The 21522-nt window shown below is 71.9% G+C and carries 20 protein-coding genes; 7 read left to right on the forward strand and 13 right to left on the reverse strand.

Annotated elements, in window-relative coordinates; translation table 11 throughout:
• The first annotated feature begins 99 nt into the window (after positions 1 to 99).
• The 4 genes from RR3_RS20120 to RR3_RS20135 all read left to right on the forward strand — a co-directional run bounded on the left by RR3_RS20120 (position 100) and on the right by RR3_RS20135 (position 4756).
• Positions 100 to 1458, forward strand: coding sequence for an MFS transporter (locus RR3_RS20120; protein ID WP_064065708.1), 1359 nt, complete (start codon positions 100 to 102; stop codon positions 1456 to 1458).
• A 637-nt stretch (positions 1459 to 2095) separates the two neighbouring features.
• Positions 2096 to 3916, forward strand: coding sequence for an ATP-dependent zinc metalloprotease FtsH (ftsH, locus tag RR3_RS20125; protein ID WP_064065707.1), 1821 nt, complete (start codon positions 2096 to 2098; stop codon positions 3914 to 3916).
• Positions 3917 to 3999: 83 nt separating this feature from the next.
• Complete coding sequence (locus RR3_RS20130) at positions 4000 to 4266, forward strand: hypothetical protein (RefSeq protein WP_010596020.1); 267 nt, start codon at positions 4000 to 4002, stop codon at positions 4264 to 4266.
• Positions 4267 to 4294: 28 nt separating this feature from the next.
• Positions 4295 to 4756: a TIGR03668 family PPOX class F420-dependent oxidoreductase gene (locus RR3_RS20135; RefSeq protein WP_040270206.1), complete on the forward strand. Its 462-nt coding sequence runs from the start codon at positions 4295 to 4297 to the stop codon at positions 4754 to 4756.
• On the opposite strand, the gene RR3_RS20140 is transcribed toward RR3_RS20135, so the two are convergent.
• From RR3_RS20140 to RR3_RS20160, 5 genes are all read right to left on the reverse strand, one after another.
• Positions 4703 to 6115, reverse strand: coding sequence for an alkaline phosphatase PhoX (locus tag RR3_RS20140; RefSeq protein ID WP_010596022.1), 1413 nt, complete (start codon positions 6113 to 6115; stop codon positions 4703 to 4705). The genes RR3_RS20135 and RR3_RS20140 overlap by 54 nt on opposite strands.
• Before the next feature lie 118 nt (positions 6116 to 6233).
• Complete coding sequence (locus RR3_RS20145) at positions 6234 to 6899, reverse strand: ArsR/SmtB family transcription factor (RefSeq protein ID WP_010596023.1); 666 nt, start codon at positions 6897 to 6899, stop codon at positions 6234 to 6236.
• Positions 6892 to 8208, reverse strand: a complete 1317-nt coding sequence (locus RR3_RS20150) for an MFS transporter (RefSeq protein ID WP_017679911.1) — start codon at positions 8206 to 8208, stop codon at positions 6892 to 6894. Before RR3_RS20150 ends, RR3_RS20145 begins: the two co-directional genes overlap by 8 nt.
• A gap of 52 nt (positions 8209 to 8260) precedes the next feature.
• Positions 8261 to 9331, reverse strand: a complete 1071-nt coding sequence (locus RR3_RS20155) for a HoxN/HupN/NixA family nickel/cobalt transporter (RefSeq protein WP_064065706.1) — start codon at positions 9329 to 9331, stop codon at positions 8261 to 8263.
• A 101-nt stretch (positions 9332 to 9432) separates the two neighbouring features.
• A complete protein-coding gene (locus RR3_RS20160; RefSeq protein ID WP_010596026.1) occupies positions 9433 to 9672 on the reverse strand; it encodes a hypothetical protein in 240 nt (79 codons plus the stop codon).
• Between the two features lie 190 nt (positions 9673 to 9862).
• Here RR3_RS20160 and RR3_RS20165 point away from each other — a divergent pair, with 190 nt between their 5' ends.
• The gene (locus RR3_RS20165) at positions 9863 to 10195 is read left to right on the forward strand and encodes a hypothetical protein (protein WP_040270203.1); all 333 of its coding nucleotides are present in this window, start codon (positions 9863 to 9865) and stop codon (positions 10193 to 10195) included.
• Positions 10196 to 10204: 9 nt separating this feature from the next.
• On the opposite strand, the gene RR3_RS20170 is transcribed toward RR3_RS20165, so the two are convergent.
• From RR3_RS20170 to RR3_RS20200, 7 genes are all read right to left on the reverse strand, one after another.
• Entirely contained in the window at positions 10205 to 11584 is a 1380-nt protein-coding gene (locus tag RR3_RS20170) for a hypothetical protein (protein WP_064065705.1), read from the reverse strand.
• A 111-nt stretch (positions 11585 to 11695) separates the two neighbouring features.
• Entirely contained in the window at positions 11696 to 12745 is a 1050-nt protein-coding gene (locus RR3_RS20175) for a TIGR03617 family F420-dependent LLM class oxidoreductase (protein WP_064065704.1), read from the reverse strand.
• 19 nt (positions 12746 to 12764) lie between these two features.
• Entirely contained in the window at positions 12765 to 13880 is a 1116-nt protein-coding gene (locus RR3_RS20180; RefSeq protein WP_010596031.1) for an NDMA-dependent alcohol dehydrogenase, read from the reverse strand.
• 46 nt (positions 13881 to 13926) lie between these two features.
• Positions 13927 to 15360 carry an aldehyde dehydrogenase family protein gene (locus tag RR3_RS20185; RefSeq protein WP_108754935.1) on the reverse strand — a complete coding sequence of 478 codons (1434 nt, stop codon included), beginning with the start codon at positions 15358 to 15360 and terminating at the stop codon, positions 13927 to 13929.
• Between the two features lie 59 nt (positions 15361 to 15419).
• Positions 15420 to 17018 carry a fatty-acid--CoA ligase FadD1 gene (gene fadD1, locus RR3_RS20190; protein WP_064065703.1) on the reverse strand — a complete coding sequence of 533 codons (1599 nt, stop codon included), beginning with the start codon at positions 17016 to 17018 and terminating at the stop codon, positions 15420 to 15422.
• A gap of 4 nt (positions 17019 to 17022) precedes the next feature.
• Entirely contained in the window at positions 17023 to 17946 is a 924-nt protein-coding gene (locus RR3_RS20195) for an alpha/beta hydrolase (RefSeq protein WP_064065702.1), read from the reverse strand.
• The gene (locus RR3_RS20200) at positions 17943 to 19307 is read right to left on the reverse strand and encodes a flavin-containing monooxygenase (protein WP_017679903.1); all 1365 of its coding nucleotides are present in this window, start codon (positions 19305 to 19307) and stop codon (positions 17943 to 17945) included. The genes RR3_RS20195 and RR3_RS20200 overlap by 4 nt, the downstream gene beginning before the upstream one ends.
• A gap of 189 nt (positions 19308 to 19496) precedes the next feature.
• Here RR3_RS20200 and RR3_RS20205 point away from each other — a divergent pair, with 189 nt between their 5' ends.
• Entirely contained in the window at positions 19497 to 20102 is a 606-nt protein-coding gene (locus RR3_RS20205; protein WP_017679902.1) for a TetR/AcrR family transcriptional regulator, read from the forward strand.
• A 10-nt stretch (positions 20103 to 20112) separates the two neighbouring features.
• Here RR3_RS20205 and RR3_RS20210 read toward each other — a convergent pair whose 3' ends face one another.
• The gene (locus RR3_RS20210) at positions 20113 to 20310 is read right to left on the reverse strand and encodes a DUF4177 domain-containing protein (protein ID WP_006935226.1); all 198 of its coding nucleotides are present in this window, start codon (positions 20308 to 20310) and stop codon (positions 20113 to 20115) included.
• A gap of 211 nt (positions 20311 to 20521) precedes the next feature.
• On the opposite strand from RR3_RS20210, the gene RR3_RS20215 reads away from it, so the two are divergent.
• The gene (locus RR3_RS20215; RefSeq protein ID WP_017679901.1) at positions 20522 to 21481 is read left to right on the forward strand and encodes an intradiol ring-cleavage dioxygenase; all 960 of its coding nucleotides are present in this window, start codon (positions 20522 to 20524) and stop codon (positions 21479 to 21481) included.
• The last annotated feature ends 41 nt before the right edge of the window (positions 21482 to 21522 follow it).

Genomic DNA, 21522 nt, shown 5'->3' on the forward strand with positions numbered 1-21522 from the left:
GGTGCCGCGCCCCCGGATACGCGAAACCCCCTCCCAGCCAACGTCATCGGTTCCACCTCGGCCGTCGAGCTCGTCCCCTCACCCAGATTCAGGAAGATCATGTCGTCTGTCACCACCACCGCGCCGGAGCGGCCCGCGGCCGTTTCGGCGCCGTCGCGCCGCAGCGGGCGATCCCGGTTCTACCCGTGGCTCGTGTTCGCGCTCACCTTCGGACTGCTGCTGTCGGACTACATGTCCCGGCAGGTCCTCAGCGCGGTGTTCCCGTTCCTGAAAGCCGAATGGGCGCTCTCGGATTCGCATCTCGCATCGCTGAACAGCGTGGTCGCGTTGATGGTGGGGTTGCTCACCCTGCCGCTGTCGATGCTCGCCGACCGGTGGGGCCGGGTGCGCAGCCTCGTCGTGATGGCCGCGTTGTGGAGCGTGGCGACCCTGCTGTGCGCGGTGGCGGGCTCCTACGAGCAGATGCTCGGCGCCCGGTTCCTGGTCGGGGTCGGTGAGGCCGCCTACGGCAGCGTCGGTATCGCAGTCGTGCTCAGCGTGTTCGCCCCGCGGCTGCGAGCCTCGCTCTCGGGTGCATTCATGGCCGGCGGTTCGTTCGGGTCGGTGATCGGCGTCGCATTCGGCGGGGTCATCGCCGTACAGCTGTCCTGGCGCTGGTCCTTCGCGTCGATGGCGGTCTTCGGGCTGGTCCTGGTCGCACTGTTCTGGGCGCTGGTCAGTGAACGCAAGCTCGCCCGCCACGCCGTCGACGACGACGACGCGAACACCACCCACATCGCTGCGCCCGGCACGGCTGCACGTGCCCCGATCTCGAGCCTGTTCACCAACCCCGCGGTGCTGTGCGCCTACATCGGCGGCGGGCTGCAGATGTTCACCGCCGCCGCGCTGATGGCGTGGCTGCCCAGCTTCTTCGGCCGCTCCTACGGGCTGGCCGCGGACAAGGCCGCCGCGATGGCCGCGGTCTTCGTGCTGCTCATCGGCGCCGGCATGATCGTGTGCGGCATCGTCGCCGACCGGGCCGCCCGCATCGACCCGGCCCGCAAGTGGACGGTCGCGATCGCGATCAGCCTCGCCGCCGGAGTACTGCTCATCGTCGGGTTCCAGCTGCCGGTCGGCACCGCGCAGCTGGTGCTGGTCGGACTGGGCGCGTTCTTCTCCGCCGGCTCCACCGGCGCGGTCACCGCGATGGTCGCCAACCTGACCCACCCCACCGTGCGGGCCTCGGCGTTCGGCACCACCACCCTGGCCAACAGCCTGCTCGGGCTGGCTGCGGGCCCGTTCGTGGTCGGCGTCCTCGCGGACAAGATCAGCCTCGCCAATGCGCTGCAGCTCGCGCCGCTCGTCTACCTGGGGGCCGTCGTGGCGCTGCTGGTCGGCAAGCGCGTCTACCCCGCCGGCGTCCGCAAGCTCGCCACCGTGTCCGCCGCCTCCACGCAACGGACCGGAACCGAGCAGTGAACTCTCCCGAACCCGAGGCAGGCTACGGCCACCGGCCCGCCGCGGAGGATGCCGTCCGCGAGCTCGCCGAGGCTCCGCAGCTCCCACCGGTCCCCGTCGCGGGCTGACCCCGGACCGTGGCGGCGAACCCCCTGGGGTTCGCCGCCACGGTCGCCGTTCGACGTCGATCCCTGGTGAAGTCCTCGGCGCGGCCGGATACCGTGGACCCGACACGGACAGGTCCGGGGAGCGCCGGATGATCACGCGAACGAGGTTCTTCTCCGTTCATCTCTCGAGGTCGGCGCGATCGGGGCCTCCCCCGGACCCGCCGCCTCCGCCGGCGCCGTCGAGCTGGTGAATTCCTGACTCAACGGCCTACGACGACAGCGCCCCCGTCGAAGAGAGGCGGGAAGCGCCGCAGGCCGAACCGATGCGTCGCATCGAGCACCTCTTCGTACCACTCGCCGATCCCGGCGACCCGAGTGAGGACCTCGGCGCGGCCGGATACCGTGGACCCGACACGGACAGGTCAGGGGAGCGCCGGATGATCACGCGAACGAGATTCTTCTCCGTTCATCTCTCGAGGTCGGCGCGATCGGGGCCGCCCCCGGACCCGCCGCCTCCGCCGGCGCCGTCGTCGGGCCTGTGGTGGCAACTGGTGGCCGTCGCCGTCCTGCTCGGTGGTCTGGTGGTCGCCCTGGCGCTGCAGACCCCGACGTCGAGCACCCTGTCCTACAGCGACTTCGTGGACCGGGTCGACGCGGGCACCGTCCAGCAGGTGACGATCGACGACCGCGGATCGGCCTACGGAACCCTCTCGGACGACACGGAATTCGTCACCCAGCTGCCGACCGCACTGAACCTCGCCGGGCTCGACGCGAAGCTGCGGGCGAAGCAGGTCCAGGTCAGCGCGGAACAGACCGACGACAGCCCGTGGGCCGCGATTCTGCTCAGCATGCTGCCCTTCGTCGTGTTCGCGGGGCTGTTGCTGTGGGTCGGCCGCCGGGCACAGCGCGCCTTCAGCGGCGGCGGCATCGGGGGCATGGGCGCGTTCGGCCGCTCGAAGGCCCGCGTGATCGAGGCGAACCGGCCGACCACGCGCTTCGCGGACGTCGCCGGGTACGACGGCGTCGAGCAGGAGGTCAGCGAGGTCGTCGACTTCCTGCGGGATCCGGAGAAGTACGCGGCCGCCGGCGCGAAGGGCCCCCGCGGGGTGCTGATGATCGGCCCGCCGGGCACCGGCAAGACACTGCTGGCCCGCGCGGTGGCCGGCGAGGCGGAGGTGCGCTTCCTGTCCGTCACGGGCTCGGAGTTCGTGGAGATGTTCGTCGGGGTCGGTGCCTCCCGGGTGCGGGACCTGTTCGAGCAGGCCCGCAAGAGCCCGCCGTCGATCATCTTCATCGACGAGATCGACGCCATCGGCAGCAAGCGCGGCGTCGGGACCTACGCCGGGAACGACGAGCGGGAACAGACGCTCAATCAGTTGCTGGCCGAGATGGACGGCTTCGACCAGAGCGTCGGCATCGTGGTGCTGGCGGCGACGAACCGCCCGGAGGCGCTCGATCCGGCCCTGCTGCGGCCGGGCCGGTTCGACCGCACGGTGGTGATCCCCCTGCCCACCCAGTCGGAACGGGCCGCGATCCTGGCGGTGCACCTGCAGGGCAAACACTTCGGACCCGACGTCGATCTGAGCGTGCTCGCCCGGGCCACCCCGGGCTTCTCGGGTGCGGATCTGGCGAACCTGGTCAACGAGGCCGCCATCAATGCCGTCCGGGACGACCGCACCGTCATCTGCGCCGACGACTTGTCGTCCGCGCGTGACCGCCTGCTGCTCGGACGCCGCGAGAGCGCCAATGCCCTGCTCCCCGACGAACGGACCTCGGTGGCGGTCCACGAATCGGGCCACGCGTTGCTCGCGGCCCTGTGCCCGCACGCCGACCCGGTGGCGAAGGTGACGATCCTGCCCGCGGGCATGGCCCTGGGATCGACCCAGCAGCTACCCGAGGTCGAACGCCACCTCTACAGCGAGGGATATCTCAACGACCTGCTCACCGTCCGGATCGGGGGGCGGGCCGCGGAGCTCGTCGTGTTCGGGGAGGGGTCGACCGGTGCCGCCGACGACCTGAGCGGCGCGACCCGCATCGCCGTGCGCATGGTGCGGGAATTCGGGCTGTCCGAAGCGTTCGGCCCGGTGGGGTACGGGTCGGGCGACCCCAACTACCTGCATGCCGACACCAGTGAGCGCAGCCTCGTGCGGCCCTACTCGGAACACACCCAGCAGCTCGTGGACCGCGAGGTCGCCCGGCTGCTGCGGGCCGCCGAGGAACGGGCCGTCGCGCTCCTGACGCAGCACCGGGCGGCGCTGGACCGGCTGGCCGCGATCCTCGTCGAGGAGGAGACCGTCGACGGCGAGGTCGTACTCGACGTGCTGCGGGCGGAGGCGGACGGCGCCCGGCCGCAGCGCCTCGGCACCACCTGAGCGGCGCGCGGGCCGGATCGCACTGTGCCGACATGATTTGCCGCGCCGACATGATTTGCCGCGCGGTGGGGAAACCGGTCTGCATGGCACCTCTCCCCGACCCCGCGACGATCCGGCGCTACCGCATCCATGCGACCCCCGACGGTCACCGGTGGGTGATCGGCACCCACGATCCGTCGCTCGGCATCGATTTCGGGCCGGGCCCGGAGGCGGAGGCCTGGGCGCGGGAGGCCTGCGCCGACCTGGAATCTCCGCCGCCGCAGAACCTGTACAACTGGCGGCCGGTGCCCCCGGGGCTCACGGGCTCGCGGTTCGGGCCCGACCGGGGCATGCCCGGGCCGAGGAGATGACCGCCGGCATGCGCCTACCGTAAACGAGGTGGACGCCCGTGCTCTCGTCACCACGGCCCGCGTCGCCCGGCTGGCCACGACCGGACCGGACGGGCGGCCGCACCTCGTGCCGATCGTGTTCGCGCTCGTCGGCGACGCGCTCTACACCTGCGTCGACGACAAGCCGAAGACGACGAGACGGTTGCGGCGCCTGCGCAACATCGAGAACGACCCGCGGGTGGCGGTGCTCGTCGACCACTACGACGACGACTGGTCCCGGCTGTGGTGGGTCCGTCTCGACGGCACGGCCACCGTCCACGATCCGCGCTCGGAGCTCGGCTCGGCCGGTCTCGCGGCGCTGGCCGTCAAGTACGCGCAGTACCGCGCGGCGCGCCCGTCGGGACCGGTGCTCCGGATCGACGGGCTGCGCTGGCGGTCGTGGTCCGCGGGCGGCGGCTCAGCCGATCGGGCGACGCCACGGCCCGGTGATCGCGAGGGTCAGGCCGGGTGACTGGATGTTGACGAACAGGGTCCTGCCGTCGGCGCTGAAGGCGGGCCCGCAGAACTCGCTGTCGTTGAGTTCGTTGCGTGCGATCGTGAACGGCTTCCCCTCGGCGGTGACGCCGATGAGGTGGCTGATGCCGTCGCCGTCCTCGGCGAGTATCACCCCGCCGTACGGCGAGACGGTGATGTTGTCGGGACCGTCGTAGTTGCCGGTGTCGACGGACGGGTCGGGGTTGACCCCGAACAGCGTCTTCAGCGTGACCGTCTGCGAGGCCGGATCGAAGAACCACACCTGGCCGTCGTGTTCGGCGATGCTGCCGTCGCTCGTGCGGGCGTAGCTGGCGACGAAGTAGGCGCCGCCGTCGCCCCACCACTGGCCCTCGAGCTTGCGGCTGCGGGTCACCTGGTCGGCGGCGAACTGCTCGCGCACCGGTGTGGTGGCGGCGTCGCGGTCGGGGACGTCGACCCACCGCACGGTGTAGCGCACCCCCGGCTCGGTGGCCTGCGACAGGTCGGGCACGTGCGCGCCGCCGTCGAAGCAGGCCATCGCCTGCAGGCTGCCCGCGGTGTCGCCGCCGGGCGACTGGGCGAGTTCACGCAGGGCACCCGGCCCGCCCCGGAAACCCTGCGGGGGCGTCCACCGGTAGAACAGGCCGTTGGGCTCGTCGGCGTCCTCGGTGAGGTAGATCGCGCCGGTGGCCGGGTCCACGGCGACCGCCTCGTGCGCGTACCGGCCGAGGAACTTCAGCGGCACCGGGCTCTTGCCGCGGTTGGCGTCCTGGCTCGCGGGGTCGACCTCGAACACGTAGCCGTGATCGAGCGTGAATCCCTTCGAGCCGGCCCGGTCCTCGGTCTCCTCGCACGTCAGCCACGTGCCCCACGGGGTGATGCCGCCGGCGCAGTTGTTCACGGTGCCGGCGAGGCTGACGTACTGGCCGGTGCGCTGCCCGTTCGGGCTCACGGTGACGGTGGTGGTGCCGCCGCGCGCGCCGGGGTCGTAGGTCAGGCCGTCGACGACGGGCACGCCGAACGGCTCGTCCTTGCCGATCTCGTGGTTGGTCACGATCGTGGAACCGTTGCCGTGCGCGAACACACCGTTGGCGTCGGGATCGCTGGGGACGGGCGTGCCGTCGTCGAGGGTCGTCTCCCCGGAGCGCGACACCACGGTGTACGAGAACCCTACGGGCAGAGCGAGAATGCGCTGGGGATCCGGGACGAGCGGGCCGTAGCCGATCGCCCCGCCGGGGACTGCGGACGCGAGTCCGGGACGGACGAGCGCCTCGACGCTGCCGGCGAGGGCCACGCCGAGGCCGGCCAGTGCGGTGCGCCCGAGGAATCCCCGGCGGTTCAGTGGTGCCGTCGTCACTGTTCTCGATACCTCCATCGATGCGGTCGGGTCCTCCGGACCGTAGGTGCCGGAAAGCCCGGTTCCGTGGCCGGCGAGTGACCGCGAATCGAACCGGAGGCGAACGTCGCGGGGGCGGTCAGGCGACGTCGGAGTCGACGGGCAGCCCGGCGAGTCGCCACTCGAGCACACCGTCGGCGGCGCGCCGGGCCGGCACACCGTGGGTGCGCAGCAGCCGGACGGCGTCGTGGGCGAGCACGCAGTACCGGCCGCGGCAGTAGGCGACGATCTCCCGGTCCGCCGGCAGGTCGGCGAGCCGCTCGGTCAGCTCGTCCAGCGGCACGTGCAGTGCGCCGGGCAGGTGCCCTGCGGCGTACTCGGCGGCGGGGCGCACGTCGAGCAGGACCACCTCGCCTGTCTCGAGGCGGTGCAGAAGTTCCTCGGTGTCGACGGCGGCGGTGTCGTCCGGGCCGAGGTAGGCGCGCCGGGCGAGCTCGGTGTGCGGGCGGTGCCGCTGGGCCACGCGACGCAGGGTGTCCCACAGTTCGGCGACGTCGTCCCCGGCGAGCGAGTAGAAGATCCGTTTGCCGTCGCGGCGGGACCGCACCAGCCCGGCCGCGCGCAGGGTCTGCAGGTGCGCCGAACAGGTGCTCACGCCGAGCCCGGCGGCGGCGGCGAGCTCGTCGACGCTGCGCGGTCCCTGCGCGAGCAGGTCGAGCAGTTCCAGACGTGCGGGATTGCCGAGCACCTTGCCGACGGCGGCGAACTCGGTGTACAGCGCGTCCTTGGCGGCTCGGTCAGCCACGGGTGGGTCCTTCCTGTGGGGCGCGGGTGGGCCGGGGATGCGTTTCGTACATGCGCACCGCGACGACCAGTCCGGACAGGGCGGTCAGCGCGGCCACGACCCACACGGCGGCGTGGATGCCGAACGCGTCGGCGACGACACCGGCCAGCAGGGCGCCGGCCGCGAAGCCGCCGTCGCGCCAGAGCCGGTACACGCCCACGGCCCGGGCCCGCCAGGCGGGATGGGCGACGTCGCCGATCGAGGCGAGCAGGGTCGGGTAGACCAGCGCGGTGCCCGCGCCGAGCGCGGCCGCGGCGATCGCCCACGGCAGGAAGGAGTCCGAGACGGCGATCACGGCCAGGGCGAGCGCCTGCAGCCACATGCCGGCGACGATCATCCACTTGCGGCCCCACCGGTCCGACAGTGCACCGGTGGCCAGCTGGCCGACTCCCCACACGGCCGGGTACAGCGCCGCGAGGATGCCGATCCGGCCGACGGACAGGCCGGCCGCGGCGAACAGGATCGGGAACAGCCCCCAGGCGAGGCCGTCGTTGAGGTTGTTGACCAGCCCGGCCTGGCTGGCCGAGGACAGGGCCGGTTCCTTGAAGCTGGTCTGGACGAGCACCTGCCGGTCGGTGAGCTTGTCGTGCAGGTGGTCGTGGCGTCCGTCGGCGCGGGCGACGTGGCCGACGGCCTCGAGACGCGCGTATTCGCGGGTCTCCTTCACGGCGAGGGTGGACAGTCCCAGACCGAGAGCCGCGAAGGCGATGCCGAGCAGGAAGGGCGCGGGCCGCAGCCCGTAGGCCTCGGCCAGATATCCGGTGGCCAGCGCGGTCGCGGCGACGGCGGCATACCCGGCGGCCTCGTTCAGTCCCATCGCGAATCCCCGCCGGGCCGGGCCGACGAGGTCGATCTTCATCACCACGGTGGTGGACCAGGTCAGTCCCTGGCTGATGCCGAGCAGCACGTTGGCGAAGATCACCCAGCCCCACGAGGGTGCCCAGATGAGCAGCAGCGGCACCGGGAGGGCGACCAGCCACCCGGCGACGAGCACCGGTTTGCGCCCGTACCGGTCGGAGAAGGTGCCGGCGAAGTAGTTGGTGATCGCCTTCGACAGGCCGAAGACGAGGATGAACGACAGCCCGGCGGTGTAGGCGCGGATGCCGAATTCCTCCTCGGCGAGCAGCGGCAGCACGGTGCGTTCCTGACCGAGCATGCCGCCGACGAGCGCGTTGACGACCACCAGCAGGGTGAACTGGGCGAGGTTGCGGCGCAGGCCCAGTCCGATCTGCTTGTCGGGCGGGGCGGTGGGTGGCGTGGGGGTGTTCATGAGCGCCTTCCGGGACCTGTCGTATGACCGTACGATACGACATTCTACGGAATTATGGAATGTCCCGGAGTGTCCGCCGCGGTCCGCTCACGACCGCGGAGCCCCGGCGTGCCCACAGCGTCACCGCGGCCGCAACCCAGATCGCGGCGAACCCCGCCGCGAGCCACCACCCCGCGTGCGCGAGGTCCACGCCCGCGGCCCAGGACGCGACGGGCTGATACCCCGGCAGCAGTTCGTCGACCGCGGACAGCGTGATGATCGCGCCGAGCACACCGGCGGCGACCACGGACACGGCGGTGACGACGACGTTGAACATCTGCCGATCGCGGCTGGGGATCTGCGCCGATCCGTACATCCGCACCATGGCGATCCCGTTGACCCCGTCGACGGCGGTCATCCCGGCCGCGAAGCACAGCGGCAGGCACAGCACCAGCCAGGTGGCGGCGCCCGAGAGGCTCGCCGTCACCACGAGCGCGATCAGACCCACCGACGAGGCGGTGTCGAAACCGAGACCGAACAGGAAGCCCAGGACGTAGACGTGGCGGGGATGACGCACCCGTCGCAGCGGCGCCGACAGGACCCGCGCCGCCGCGGACGAGTGCACCTCGTCGGTACCGCAACGCCGGGCGGCGAGCGTGCCGCGCAACGCAACCGCGTTGACCCCGGCGACGAGCAGCAGGAAGCCGCCCGCCACGGCGGCACCGAACGTCCCCAGGGCGGTGGCGGTCGCACCCTCGCCCGCCAGCAGACCGGTGGTCGACCCGATCCCGGCGACGACCGCCGACGTCGCCAGCAGCACGACGCTGCTGTGGCCGAGACTGAACGCCAGCCCCACCCCTACGGGGCGGCGCCCCTCGGCGACGAACTTGCGGATCGCGTTGTCGATGCCCGCGATGTGGTCCGCGTCGAGTGCGTGTCGGGCGCCCAGACCGTAGGCCGACAGGGCCACCCCGAGGGTGAGCGCGTCGCCGGCCGTGAGACGGGCCAGACCGAGCAGCCCGAAACCGAGCGCGTGGACCAGGACGACCGCGGCCACCGTGGCGGCGACACGCACCCGGGCGGGGGCGTGGGTGCGGACGTCCGAGCGCACGTAGTGCCACGGCGGCGAACCCGGTTGCGGCATCCCGGTCTCCCTTCTCCGGTCGTCTGTCGTAACTCACCGCGATGCCGGCGTGGGCCGACCGCGAGTGCACGGGCACACCCGCCGCGGGCGATCGAGGTGGGTCAGCGCAGGCTTTCCGCGTGCCGGACCGTCGTCTCCAGGTGCCGATCGACGCTGCGCAGGTCGAGTCGCGCGTCGGCGAGGAGGTCGAGGATCTCGAGGAGCGCGGCTTCGGCGGAGTCGCCGTGGGAATGCCGGTCGATGCGTCCGAACTCCTCGCTGAGCTCCTGGATCCGCCGGTCGAACCCGTGCAGATCCGCACGCAACTGCGAGGCCTGCCGGGCCAGCTCGGGAGTACTCATGGGCGGGACCGTCCTTCGAGTCGACGCGCGGGGTGTGCCCCCATCGTGGTGGACCGGGAGAGCCGGCGCCACGGATTCGGCCCGCGCCGGTTCGACCGGATCGACCCGCGGAATCACCTGTGCGATCCTTGCCCGAGTGGGATAATCACCGCCGAGCTACCGGTAATGCACCGCGGGGAGGCGTGGGGAGATGGATCCGGGACGGCAGAGCTTCGGTGTGCACAGGTGGTCGGACGAGCACCTGGATCGGCTGGTGGGAGAGAACCCCACGGACGGCGTGCTCGAGCGGAGCGGCCAGGTCCACGCCGCCCGGATCGAAGCGGCCCGCAGACGCGACGGCGGAACGTTCGACTGGACCGGCCTCGTCGAGGACCCCACCGATCCGGATCGCCGCCTCGATCCCCTGGTGCTGTCCCTGCCGACCGGCGTGACCGAAGAGCAGGTGCACGCGGCCCTGCTGGGCCGGGCGCGCGTCCTGTACGGGCCGCACGTGCTGATCGGGCACATCTGCGCCCGCGACTGACCGCCGGGCTCACGGGCCGTCGAAGGCCGTGAATCCCACCTCGGACAGCGACGTGCGGAAGCGGTCCCCGGCCGGTCCGAGCCGGGTGATCCACACCAGCACCTCCGACATCGGTGCCGCCGTCGCCGCCACCGGGATGCGCGTGATGCCCTCGTCGAGCGTGGCGGTGCCCACCACCTGGGACAGGTGGAGGGGACCGCCCCCGGCCGGGGCCGTCCGGATCTCGACGCGCGAACCGGCGCTGAGACTGTCGATCCACACCTCACCGAGCCGCACCGGTTGCGCGAACGCGACCGTCAGACCCAGTCCGGCCCGTCCCGCGGGGAGCTGACGCGGATACAGTTCGGTGCTCCACGCCGTGTTCGGGTTCCCGTCGACCGCCAGGTCGGCCGTCACGGCGTTGTCCGCCGCGCCCTCCTGCGCATGGGCACGCACCGCGCGGGGGACGACGGGGCCGGCGGTCCCGCCCTCCGTCGGGGGCGACGCGGCGGCGACCACCGGAAGCGTCGCCGGCGATGCCGACTCGGCACGCGGTCCGCTCAGCGCGGTGCCGGCCACCCAGCCGACCGCCGCGAGACACGCCACGCCCACCAGCGCCACCACGGCCGGCACCGCCGCACTGCGACGGGCGGTGGCCGGGGGCGGCTCCGGCTCCCGTGCGGGTGCCGCGGTCTCGGCCACCGGTTCCGGACGGTGCGGCGGCGCCCCCGGCAGCAGCCGTCCCAGCCGCTCGGCGAACACTGCTGCAGTGCACACACTTCCGTCGACCGCCTCGTCGGCCAGTGCCCGCATCGCCGGTGCACCACCCCGGTCTCCGAGCATGCACCTCAGGGCCGCGCCGAGACCGGCGACGTCGGTCGTCTCGTCCGCGCCGGGCAGCGTCGCGGGGAAGGCCAGGACCGCGGCGCCGGACTCGTCGACCCGGATGCGCACCGGATCGTCGAGGCCCAGGATCGTCGACTGCCGGTGCGCGGCACGCACCGTCTCGGCCAGACGAAGCATGATGCGCGCCGCGGCGGCCGGATCGGGACGGTCCCCGGCGACGTCGGGCAGCGACCGGCCTGGCGTCCATTCGGACACGACCACGCAGCAAGCGGAGTGGTCGGCGACATCGAAGACACGGGCCGCCGCTCCCACCCGTCCGAACGCGGCCGAGGCCGTGCGCGCACACAGCGCGTGGAAGAAGGCACCGTCGTCGCCCGCCGGTCGCGGGGCGACGGTCAGCGCGACGGTGCGGTTCATGACGGTGTCGTGTCCGCGCCAGCACTGCAGGCCGTCGACCGTTCCGTGCCGATCGACCAGAACATAGCGTCCGTCCGCGACGCGCGACCCGGCCGCCGGCTGCCGACTCGGCGGCCCACCCGGAGCCGCACCGTCGTTCTCGGTCATCGACGATCCCCTCCCCGGATCCGGGTCCCTGGCCGTCATTGTCCATCGCGGCGCTGCCGGAAGTACACGATTTCGGCACCGGCGCGCCGGTCGGCAGTTGCCGCGTCCGTCTCAGCGATCCTCGGCCGCGCGGCGTTCCGGCAACGCGCGGAGACGATCGAGAAGGCGCGCGAAACCGTCGTCGCCCGACGGTGCCGCCGGCGGGTCGATCGCCAGGCCGTCGCACAGCCCGCCGTACCAGGAGCCGAGGACCTCCGGCAGCTGCGCGTAGGTGCCGCACGGCACGAGGGCGTGCAGGACGTCGTCGGTCATCAGCGGGGCCATCTCCGCCCAGCGCCGGTCCCGGGCGAGCGCACCGAGCCGCTCGCCGAGACCGGCGAGACCGTGCATCTCCAGGGTGCGCCGGTAGGCGGGGGTCGAGTACAGGAACGCGAACTCCGAGCGTGCGGCGTCGGTGGCGGCGGCGACGGCGGCGTCGTCGCGTCCGGTGATCGGTTTGGGGACCACCACGACGCGGGGACCGCCGTCGCCCCGGCCGGCGCGGGCGGCGCCCTCCCGCAGTGCCGGCAGGACCCGCTCGCGCAGGAACAGCGGATGCGAATTCGTGGGGTGGGTGACGAAGCCGTCGGAGCGCTCCCCGGCGAGCACGCACATGCGGCGGTTGACCCCACCGGTCCACAACTGCGGGGCCGCGACGTCGAGCGGGCCGGGCCGGAAGTACGGCTGCAACCGGTCGAACGTGTAGTGGGTTCCGCTGTGCGACAACGGATTGTCGGTGGAAAACGCGTCGAAGATCGCCCGCAGGGAGTCGAGGTAGTCGCGCAGCTGCGCGGCGGGATCGCTCCACGGCATCGAGAAGCGGCCCACGATGTTGCCGCGGACCTGCGTCGCGATCCCGAGCTGGAAGCGGCTTCCGGAGAAGCGGGCCAGCTCCCAGGCGGAGTACGCGGTGACCATCGGGCTGCGGGCGAACGCCACGACCATGCTGGTCCGCACCGTCAGCCGCGAGGTGTGCTCGAGCGCCAGGGCGCACACCGCGAACGGATCGCGCACCGTCTCCGACACGTGCACGGTGTCGTATCCGAGGGCCTCGATCCGGCGCACCCGCTCGGCCACCCGGCTCAGCGGCGTGTCCGCCGGCAGTGATGCCACCACTTCCATCTCGGGACCTCCGTGTCGATCAGAAGACGACGATCCCGCGCAGGTTCCGTCCCTCGTGCATGTCGGTGAAGCCCTGCGCGATGTCGTCGAGCTTGTAGGTGGCGGTGACCAGTTCGTCGAGCTTCAGCTTGCCCGAGGTGTACAGCTCGATCATCCACGGGATGTCGGCGGTCGGGGCCGAGGCGCCGAACAGCGAACCCTGCAGCCGCTTCTGGTACAGCACCAGCTCCATCGGGCTGACGGGGATTCCCACGTCGCTCATCGCGCCGAGACCGGTGACCACGCACGTGCCGGCCTTGCGGATCGCGGCGAACGCCTGCGCGATGTGCTCGCCGGTCGTCACGCCCACGGTGACGATCGCGGCGTCGGCGCCCTGACCGTCGGTGCAGGAGCGGGCGATCTCCGTCGCCTCGGCCATGTCGGCGACGGCGTGCGTCGCACCGAACCGCAGCGCGCTCTCCCGCTTGAACGGCACCGGGTCGACGGCGATGATCCGGGCCGCGCCGGCGTGGGCGGCGCCCTGGACGGCGTTGATGCCGATGCCGCCGACGCCCTGCACGATCACGGTCTGCCCCGGATACACCTCGGCGGAGTTGACCGCCGCGCCCCAGCCGGTGCCCACCCCGCAGCCGAGCAGGCACAGCTTGTCCAGCGGCAGGTCCTTGTCGACCTTGATCGCCGAATCGACGCTCACCGTGGTGTATTCGCTGAAGGTGGACAGGCCGCAGGTCTGTGCGACCGGCGCCCCGTCGAGACTGAGCCGGAAACTCGCCGGGTCGTCGGGCCGGCTGCCGGTCATGATCGCCGCACCCCGGTCGCACAGGTTCTGCAGTCCCTTGGCGCACCACCGGCACCGGCCGCACGCGGCGAGGAACGAGAACACGACGTGGTCGCCTTCGCTCCAGCCGGACGTCTCGGGCCCGACCTGCACGACGACGCCGGCGCCTTCGTGGCCGCCGCAGATCGGGTAACTGCCGACCGCGTGGTCGCCGGTGGCGATGTGGTCGTCGGAGTGGCACAGGCCCGCCGCCACCATCTGCACCGTCAGTTCGCCGCGCCGCGGCTCGTCCAGTTCGAGGTCGGCGATCTCGTACGTGCCGGGTGCCTGGCGGATGATCGCGCCACGGGTTCTCATCGGGTTCCTTCGGATGGGTGGGACGGTGGCCGGGTTCGGTGCACCGTCAGGGGGTGACCTGGGCGTCCATCGCGGCGCGGTAGCCGTCGCCGTACGGCGGCAGCATCCCCCACTCGCGGCGCGGATCCTGGTCGGGGGCGACGAACACCGTTCGGGCGTGGCTGAATTCGAGGAAGCCCTCGCGGCCGTTGTAATGCCCCGTGCCGGAGGCACCGATCCCGCCGAACGGCGCGTCGAGCATGCCCGGATGCATCATCACGTCGTTGATCGTCACGCCCCCGGAGGTGGTGGATTCGACGACGGTGCGCTGCTCGTCGTCGTCCTTCCCGAAGTAGTACAGGGCCAGCGGTTTCGGCCCGGCGTTGAGCTGCGCGATCACGTCCGCGAGGTCGTCGTAGGTGCGCACGACCATGGCCGGTCCGAAGATCTCCTCCTGCGAGATCGCCGCGTCCGCCGGCGGGTCGACGACCAGCCGCAGGGGGCGGCGCCGGTCGGTCGCGTCGATCGGTTCCGCCGGCACGGTCTCGATGCGTGCCCCCCGCTGTTCGGCGTCGCGGATGTAGCCGTCGATGCGTGCCGCGTGCCGCTCGGTGACGACGGCCGTGGCGTCGGCGTTGCCGGCGGCGGTGGGCAGCAGTTCGAGATACGACGCGCGGACCGCGGCGACAAACGGCTCGAGGCTCTCCGACGGGACGTACACGGTGTCCGGGTTGACGCACAGCTGACCGGCGTTGGTGGCCTTGCCGACCGCGATCCGGTAGGCGGCGGCGGCGAGGTCGGCCGAACGCCCGACGATCGTCGGGGACTTGCCGCCGAGCTCGAGCGTGACGGGCACCAGGTTGCGGGCGGCGTTCTCCAGCACCGAGCGGCCCGCGGCCTGGCCGCCGGTGAACACGATGTGGTCGAACGGCAGTGCCGTCAGGGCCTGCGCCACGTCGGGACCGCCGGTGACGACCGCGACGTCGGCGGGGTCGAGGAACTCGGCGGCCGCCTCGGCCAGCACCTGTGCGGTGCGGGGGACGAGTTCGGACGGCTTGAGCACAGCCCGGTTCCCGGCGGCCAGCACCCCGGCGAGCGGGCTCAGGAGGGTGAACACCGGCGCGTTCCAGGTTCCGATGATCGCCACCGACCCCTTCGGCTGGTACTGCACCGAGGCGGTGGCGCCCAGCTGGTCGTACGGGGCGAAGACCGACCGGTGCTCGGGCCGCATCCACTCCTCGAGGTGGTCACGCGAGTACTTCAGCGCGGTCAGCGAGCCGAGCACGTCGTTGACGGTGGAGTACCCCGGGTGGCGGCCACCGAAGTCGGCGTCGATCGCCTCGACGATCCGCCCGCGGCGGGCGACGAGCATGTCGATCACCCGCTGGATCCGGGCGCGGCGCTGCGCCGCGGAGCTGGTCCGTCGTGCGCGAAACTCCCTCTGCTGGTTCTCGAGCAGCGCGTGCACGTCGGTGCCGATGGTTGCGGTCATGGCGCGGATGCTATGGGCGGTGCCGGCCGGTCCCCGGCGCAGTCCCGTTGAGCGAGACCGCTACCCGCTCAGTCGGTGGCGACGTACGCGCACCCCTCCCCCGTGCCGGGGGCACGTCGGTCCCGCCGGGTCCACAGCACCCCGTCACCCGGGGTCGGCCCCTGCCGGACCAGTTCGCGTTTGAGGATCTTGTTGGTGGCGGTCACCGGCAGGTCGGGGGCGATGCGCACGTGGCGGGGCCAGGCCTTCGGCGACAGATCGGGTTGCGCGGCGAGGAACTCCTCGAACCGGTCGGGGGTCAGCTCGGCGCCGTCCCGCAGGACGAGCGCGGCCATCACCTGATCGCCCACGTGCGCGTCGGGCACGGCGTAGACGGCGACGCGGCTCAGCGCCGGGAGCCGCTGCAGGATCCGCTCGATCGGGGCGGCGGTCAGGTTCTCGCCGTCGACCCGCATCCAGTCGGCGGTGCGGCCGGCCAGATAGATCCAGCCGTCGGCGTCCTTGTAGGCGAGATCGCCGGACCAGAACATGCCGTGCCGCAGCCGCTCGTCGGTGGCCTGCGGGTCGTTGTAGTACCCGGAGAAGAACCCGGCGCCGTGGGTGTTGACGAGTTCGCCGATCGCCTCGTCGGCGTTGAGCAGGGCGCCGGTGTCGTCGAACTCCGCGGCGGGGCATTCGGTGACGGTGGCGGAGTCGTACACGGCGACGCCCTCGAGACCCCGGCCGATCGAGCCGCGCGGGGTGCCCGGTTCGCGGGTGACGATGACGGCGTTCTCGGTGGATCCGAAGCCGTCCCACACGGTGCAGTCGAACCGACGCGCGAACTCCTCGATGTCGCGGTCCGTGGCCTCGTTGCCGAACGCCACCCGCAGCGGGTTGTCCCGGTCCTCGGGCCGCTCCGGGGTGGCGAGCACGTAGGCGAGAGGTTTGCCCACGTAGTTCATGTACGTCGCGCCGTAGCGGCGGACGTCGCCGAGGAACCGGGACGCCGAGAACGTGGCCGGGGCCATCGCCGCGCCGCTGCCGACGCCGACGCTCCACCCGGCGAGCACGGCGTTGGAGTGGAACAGCGGCATCGACAGGTAGCACACATCCCGGTCGGTGATGCCGAACCGCCCGATGAGGTTCTGGCCGGCGAACAGCACCATCAGGTGCGCGACGCGGACCGGTTTCGGGTCGCCGCTCGTGCCGGAGGTGAAGATCATCATGAACGTGTCCATCGCCTCGGCCTCGCGGTGCGGGCGCAGCTCGCCGGCGCCGGCGAGCAGATCCGCCCACTCGGGCGTCGACGTGTCGAGGATCCGCACCCCGGGTAGGTCGAGGCCGTCGAGCAGCGGCCGGTGCTGCCGATCGGTGACGACGATCTGGCAGTCGGCGCGCGAGATGTCGCGGGCCAGACCGTCGCCGCGACGGGTGGTGTTGATGCCGCACAGGACGTATCCGCCGAGTCCGGCCGCGGCGACGGCCTCGAGCATGTCGGGGGTGTTGCCGAGCACGGTTCCCACGTGCATCGGGCGGTTCGGGTCCGCGAGGGTGAGCAGCGCGGCGGCCTGGGCGGACGCACGACCGAGGTGCTCCTGCCACGTCCAGGCGCGGTCGCCGTACACCACGGCGGTGCCGGTCTGGCCGAGTCGCGCGCGCAGTGCCTGCTGGACGGTGTCTGCCACGGTCTCACCTCGTCGTCGTGGGGTCGGTGGTCAGGTGCCGGGACAGGAACGAGATCTGGTGCGCGACAGCAGCGTCGAACCATTCGTGCCCCGGCCAGACGCCGAAGTGGTCGCACGGGTAGTGGCGGACCTCGGCGCGGCCCCGCTCGGCGGCGAGCGCGGCGGCGCGCGGCGGCGCACTGCGGTCGAAGTCGGCGATCTGGACGAGCAGCGGGCAGCGCAGCCCGGCGGCGTCCTTGCCGGGACGGTAGGTGCCGAGTTCGAGTGCGATGCGGGCGTCGATCTCGTTGCGCCACGTCGGTCCGGCCAGGACGGTGTAGTCCTCGAAGTAGCCGTCGAGGGTGAGTGCCGCGGTCTCCCCGGGCCGGCCGACGACCGGGATGGTGACGGGTCCGCGGCCGGTCCGCGTCGAGACCCGGCTGCGAGCGCCGGTGGCCGCGGACCGCATCATCGTCCGTGCGGAGTGGTGCCGGCCGGCCAGCCGTCCCGCGGCCGGTCCGTCGACCAGCGGGGTGACGGCGACGACGGCGGCGACGTCGGAGCGGTGGGCGCCGACGGTGAGCACATGCCCACCGGAGAGCGATACTCCCCAGAGCACCAGTCGATTCCGGTCGACACCGTCGAGCGCCGCGGCCGCGTCGAGGGCTGCCCGGTAGTCGTCGGCCTGGCCGCGCAGGTCGACCCGTTGCCGCGGCGTGCCGCCGGAGGCGCCGAACCCGCGGTAGTCGAAGGCGACGACGTCGAGGCCGGCGTCGGCCAGGCGATCGGCGAACTCGCGGAGTCCGGAATCCTTGGTGCCGCCGAGGCCGTGCGCCATCACGACCGCCGGCCGTCCGTCGTCGCCGGTGAACGCGTCGCCGCGGCCGGGGAAGTGCCAGGCGTCGCAGTCGGCGTCGCCGGAGCGGAAGGTCAGGTTCCGGGGCGTCATCGGCGTGCCCCTTCCGGGACGTTGCCCACCGGGCGTGGGGAGTTCTGGGCCGCAGCACGTTTCAGTCCGTCGGGCAGCTCGTGCACCCGCAGGTCGTGCTCGTAGAGGAAGTAGTCGACCTGCTGGGTGTGCCGGGGCCGGTCGAGCATGTGCCCGGTGTACTTGCGCTGATCGGCGTCGATCACTCGTTCCATCTCGTCGGGCGGCGGCGGCCGGTACCGGCCGATCACGTGGGCCGCGACGAGCCGCGCCTGGCACTCGACGAAGGGGAACAGGGTCGGGGTGGCCTGCGCGAAGCCGACGAACGCGAGGTTGTCGATGCCGGGCGCGAAAATCCGCTTGTAGAGCCGGATGTGGTTGCCGGGTGCGGCGATGAAGTCTTCGTCGAAGAACGGGAAGGTGATGTTGTACCCGGTGGCGTAGACGACGACGTCGAAGTCCGAGGAGGTGCCGTCGGCGAAGTGCACCGTCGCGCCGTCGAGCAACCGGATGTCGGGTTTGGCGACGACGTCGCCGGAGCCGAGACGCAGCGGCAGTTCCACCGACTGGGTGGGGTGCGCTTCGAAGAACTTGTGGTTGGGCGTGGGCAGTCCGTACCGCTCGGGCCGGCCGGCGAGGAGTGGCTGGCCGAGCTGGGCGAGCTTGCGCTGCCACGACAGCGGCAGGTGCGGACTGGTCCGGTAGTACTTGTCGGCGGGCCGTCCGGCGATGTACTTCGGCACGATCCACGCGCTCGAACGGGTGGAGAGGGTGACCTCGTTGCCGAGCGCCTTCGACGACAGCTCCACCGCGATGTCGGCGGCGCTGTTGCCGATCCCGACGACGAGGATGCGCTTGTCGGAGAAGTCGATCGGCGTGCGCGGATCGATGTAGTGGTGGGAGTGCAGCGACGTGCCGGTGAACTCTCCCGGGAAGTCCGGGATCCGCGGGTCCCAGTGGTGCCCGTTCGCCACGACGAGGTAGTCGAAGTACCGGGTGCGCCCGTCCTCGGTGTCGAGTTCCCACCGGCCGTCGTCGCCCCGGCGGGCGTGCACGACGCCGTTGCGGAACTCGATCCGGGACTCGAGGTCGAACGCCGCGGCGTATCCGTCGAGGTACTGCTTGATCTGGGTGTGGTGCGGGAAGTCGGGGAAGGACTCCGGCATCGGGAAGTCCTTGAACGACAGCTGGTGCTTCGATGTGTCGATGTGCAGGGAGCGGTAGGCGCTGCTGTGACCGTTGGGGTTGCCGAACGCCCAGTTGCCGCCGATCCGGTCCGACGACTCGAAGCACGTGTAGGGCACGCCGTAGTCGCCGAGCATCTTTCCTGCGGTCAGACCGCTGATTCCCGCGCCGATGACGGCGGTGGTCGGTGCCGGCATGTCGCAGCTCCTCGTGTGCAGGTTCCGGCCCCCGGTGAGCCGGTCCGATCTCCGGCGCGAACGCGTCCGGTGACGACGACCCCAATGTAGAACATGTTCACCGCGGGTGTAGACACTTTTGGGAAAGTGTCTACTGCGCGTAGGGTCGGCTCGCGGGCCGCGCGGTCCGCGAGCCGAGAGGAACAGCGCGTGCCCACCGAGACGACACCCGGAAGCGTCCGCGAGCGGCTGCTCGCCGCGACCGAAGAAGTCCTGCGCGCCAAGGGAATCCGGGCGACGACGATGGCGGAGGTGGCCGAGGTGGCCGGGGTGTCCCGGGCCTGGCTGTACCGGCACTTCCCGGACAAGGTGAGCCTGGTCGGCAGCGTGATCGTCCGGCTCGACGACGCGTACTGGACCGCCGCCAGGACGGCCCTCGCCGGCTACGGCACCTTCGTCGAGCAGCTCGCGGCCGGCGTCCGGATCGGCCGGGCCACCTACGACGATCCGGGGGCGCTGCCGCTCCGGCTGCGCGCCGCCGAGCCCGAGGAGTTCGCGGCGTGCGCCGGCGCGGGGGTCCGCGAACTCGTTCCCGACCTCGCGGCGTTCTGGCTCGAGTTCGTGGTCGCGGCGATCGAACGCGGGGAGGTCCGCGACGACGCCGAGCCCGTCGAGGCCGCGGAGTGGGTGGCGCGCTCGCTCATCAGCCTCGCGACGGTGCCCGGCAACACCCTCGACCCCGACGACGACGCCGCCGTGCTGCGCTACGTGCGGCGCTACGTGCTCGCCGGCCTGTCGCCCGCCGCGCCGCGCTGATCGGCGCCCGTCAGCCCTCGCGTTCGAAGGTGACGAGCAATCCCTCGACCCCGCCCGGGCCGACGCGGCCCTTGATCTCGGCGGACGTGATGGCCTTCAGGCGCCACCCCTGCCGGGCATGCTCGTTGAGCAGATCCTCGAGCTTGTCACCGGACATCTTCCCGCCGAGCATCTTCTCGCGGACCTCGACGACCTTGTACGAGTACATCGCATCCCTCATGTCGTGGCGATCGGGAATCGGCAGGGGCGCCGACCTTTCGCATCCTACCCGCGCCCACCCCGGCGCGAGCCGCGCTCGACGACCGAAGGACGAATCCGCCCGAACCCGGCTGCCAGCAGGTTCCCAGCGTCCGTCCACGGTTTCCCCAGCATCGCTTCGTAGCGTGAACCTCACCGAACCGAGCCGAGAGGACACCGCAATGAGTTCACGCCGGGCGCGTCGCGTTCCCACCGATCCCGACCTCCACGAGCACGACCTGGGCCTGGCCCACGACATGAGGACGATGCTGTCCCGCCGGCGGATGCTGGCCGTCTTCGGCGCGGCCGGCACCGCCGCCCTCGCCGCGTGCTCGACGGGTGGGTCGACGTCCACCTCGGCGGCCGCCTCCGCCACCACGGCGTCGAGCACGACCGCGTCGGCCACGGGCGAGTGCGTGGCGGCCGCACCGCAGGAGACCGCCGGACCGTATCCCGGCGACGGGTCGAACGGGCCCAATGTCCTCATCGAGTCGGGAATCGTGCGGCGCGACCTCACCACCAGCTTCGGCAGCTACACCGGCACCGCCGAGGGCGTGCCGACGACCGTCACGCTGCACCTGCAGGATCTGGCGGCCGACTGCGCCGCCGGTGCGGGCATGGCGGTCTACCTGTGGCACTGCGACCGCGACGGCAACTACTCGCTCTACAGCGAGGGTGTCACCGAGCAGAACTACCTGCGCGGCGTGCAGGTGGCCGGGGCCGACGGCACCGTCTCGTTCACCTCGATCTTCCCGGCCTGCTATTCGGGACGCTGGCCGCACATCCACTTCGAGGTCTACGACTCCCTCGAGGTCGCCGTCGCCGGTGACAACGCCCGGCTGACGTCGCAGATCGCCCTCCCCCAGGACGTGTGCGAGACGGTGTACGCGCAGGCCGAAGGTTATTCGCAGAGCACCCGCAACCTCGTGCAGGTCGGTCTCGACTCCGACAACGTCTTCGGGGACGGCTGGGACGCCGAACTCGCCGCCGTCAGCGGCAGCATCGACACCGGCTACGCCGTCGACATCACGATCGGTGTCGCCGAGAAATCGGCGAACGTCCAGTCCGACATGCCGCCGCAGGGCGGGATGGGTGGTGGCCCGGCAGGGGGCCGCCCGGCAGGTCCGCCGGCCGGGCAGTGACGGGACCGCCCGCGCCGATTCGGCGTGCCCTTACGCTTCGT

The sequence above is a fragment of the Rhodococcus ruber NBRC 15591 genome, from assembly GCF_001894945.1.
Taxonomy (GTDB): Bacteria; Actinomycetota; Actinomycetes; order Mycobacteriales; family Mycobacteriaceae; genus Rhodococcus; species Rhodococcus ruber.